The organism is Frankia sp. CcI156, assembly GCF_001983015.1.
GTDB classification, from domain to species: domain Bacteria; phylum Actinomycetota; class Actinomycetes; order Frankiales; family Frankiaceae; genus Frankia; species Frankia casuarinae.
The window spans coordinates 1-2371 of sequence record NZ_MOMD01000121.1; the positions used below are offsets into that span (position 1 = coordinate 1).

1 protein-coding gene and 2 pseudogenes are annotated in these 2371 nt (G+C 72.5%); all 3 read right to left on the bottom strand.

Annotation, left to right across the window (positions count from 1 at the left end):
- Window positions 1–465, bottom strand: a pseudogene (locus CcI156_RS26460) (hypothetical protein); the annotation flags it as partial.
- 874 nt (window positions 466–1339) lie between these two features.
- The gene (locus CcI156_RS25340; RefSeq protein WP_023839961.1) at window positions 1340–1540 is read right to left on the bottom strand and encodes a hypothetical protein; all 201 of its coding nucleotides are present in this window, start codon (window positions 1538–1540) and stop codon (window positions 1340–1342) included.
- Between the two features lie 101 nt (window positions 1541–1641).
- Window positions 1642–2371, bottom strand: a pseudogene (locus tag CcI156_RS23535) (serine/threonine protein kinase); the annotation flags it as partial.

A 2371-nucleotide genomic window follows, 5' to 3' on the forward strand; every position in this document is an offset into this window, starting at 1 on the left:
CAGCGCCGGCTGGTCGTTGTAGACGACGCGGTCGACAGCGAGGATTGTGCCACCCGTCTGCGCCGTCAGGCTCTGGTAGCACGGACGCAGGTCAGGGGTGTCCAGCACCGAGCGCAACCGGTCGACGTCCACCGTCGCAGGGGTCGTCGTGCGGCCGGCCGCCGCGGGCGCGGACGGCACGAGCGGCAGCGCCGCGGACCCTGGGATCCGGCCGGCCAGCAGTTCCCGGCCGTGCCGCACGACGTCCGAGGGAGCGACGCTCGTCTGCGAGAGCGCCATCACGGTAAGGGGAACGGAGCTGGCGGAGCCGTATTCGGCCACCACCGAGCCGCCGGCCGGGCCGGAGCTGTCCACGGGGTTGGACGCCGCCACCCTGTGATCGACGTTGGCGCTCCGCAGACCGTGGTACACGAAGATCGCTGCTCCGAAGGTGATGAAGGCGATGCAGACCGCCACGATGGACACCCAGTCCCGTCGGGGGCGCGCACCCGGCGTACCTGGAGTACCCGGCGTACCTGGAGTACCCGGACGGCTCCGCGGATCCCGGTGCCAGGCCGGCTGACGGTCTGTGAGCCCAGCCCCCGCCTGACCTCGGCCGGGTCGCCTTGGCCCGTTGCCACTCGCCGCCCGCCCACCGGTGCCAGCGCCTACGGCACCGGCACGCCCCGTGTCATCCCCCGTATCGGTGTGGACGGCCTCGGTATCCCCCATGAGGGGTTCCGTGCCGGTGACCCCGGCGGCTCCCGCGGTGCCGACGAAGCCGGAGCTCGCGGGCCCCGGACCGGTCGGCGCGGCCGGGTTCCGGCCCGGTCCCGGCCGAGAGGGAGCAGGTGCGTGGGCCGCCAGCGCAGCCTGGAGGCGTTCGGCCACCTCGCCGGGCATCGTCAGGGTCGCCAGGCGGGAGAGGTCCGTACGGACCCTGCGCAGGGCGACCATCGACTCCTGGCATGAGACGCAGCCCTCGATATGCTCGCGGACGGAGCGGGGGAGCGGCTCTCCGTCCGTGAAGGCGTCCAGCAGCTCGGCGTCCGGGTGATGCCCGTGCGTGCGCAAGCGGCGACCCGCCGGGAAGGGACCGGAGGGAGCCGCCGGTTGACGTCGGTCCCCCGCAGGCTCAGTCGCCATTGCTGATCACCTCCTTCGGCAGATCCGGATGGCGTCGGCCGCGCCCGCGGGGCCGCGGCCGACGGGCCGACCTCGGGTAACGGGCTGCCGCCCCGGTGAGCCCGCCGCATCCTGGTGTCTTCCTTCTGAGACGGTGGGCGAAGCCGCCGGGTTCCCTGGCCGGGGGGATCCAGCAGGACGGCGAGCTGCGCGCGGCCGCGCGAGCGCCGGCTTTTCACCGTCCCGACCGGAACTCCCGGCAGCCCCGCCGCCTCGGCGACGGGTCCCCTGCCACGTCCACCAGCGCCACGGCGGTCCGCAACCCGGGCGTCAGCCAGTCAAGCGCCTCCTCGACGCCCAGGGGCGGGTCATGCTCGGCGACGCACTCGCCGGGATCGGCCGGATCACGAATATGGCCTTTCGGGGTAGTCGTCATGGGCAGCGTCGGGCGGGCGGTACGGCGGCGCGGTCCAGCTCGGCGTCGGGGGCGGTCACCAGGACCTCGGCGGGTGGACCGCGACTCCTACTGTCCTCCCGTCAGGACCGGAACGTGATCTCCGCGATCGACCCGCGGTACTGCCCGGCGTTCGACGGCAGCGAGGTCAGCCACAGCACCCAGTACTGCGAGGGGTTCACGTCCGACGACATCGGCAGGACCACCGTGCCGCTGGCGCCTGACTTCTGGGCGACCACGCGGTCGAAGCCGTCGAGCGAATCCGACAGCCTGTCGCCGCTGCGCAGCTCGAACGACACCGGACCCAGGCTGCCGACCGTCACGGTGACCGAGGTGGGCAGGATCTTCTGCGGAAACGCCATGCGCAGCCCGACACCCGACTTGAGGTTGCCGAACGTCGCGCTGGTGTAGTTGCTCGTCGTCCACTCCGTCGACGTGTTCCCGTCGAATGCCTTGCCGACATCCGCCGGTTTCTCGGTTTTGGGTTCACCCGCAGGTGCGAGCGGGTCGAAGGAGTCCGTGCTGCTCGGCTTGAGGATGGTTCCGGTGGGGGTTGCCGGCACCGTGGTCGAGGTGCCGGGTTTGGGGGTGTTGTTCTTTCCGCCGTCGTCACGCAGGGCGATCACGGCGACCACCGCGATCGCGACGACCACCACCAGAGCGATCCACGGCACGGCCCGTCCCAGCGACGGCCCGCCGCGGCGCTTCGGGCCGGAACCAGGCGGGTAGCGGTCGGATCCCGCCGGGTAACCGCCACCCCCGGCGGGATAGCCGCGGTCGTCGTATCCGCCGCGGTCGTCGTATCCGCCGCGG

Excerpts from the sequence above, each read along its gene's own strand:
- CcI156_RS25340 (WP_023839961.1), bottom strand. The coding sequence starts at position 1,540 with ATGACGACTACCCCGAAAGGCCATATTCGTGATCCGGCCGATCCCGGC.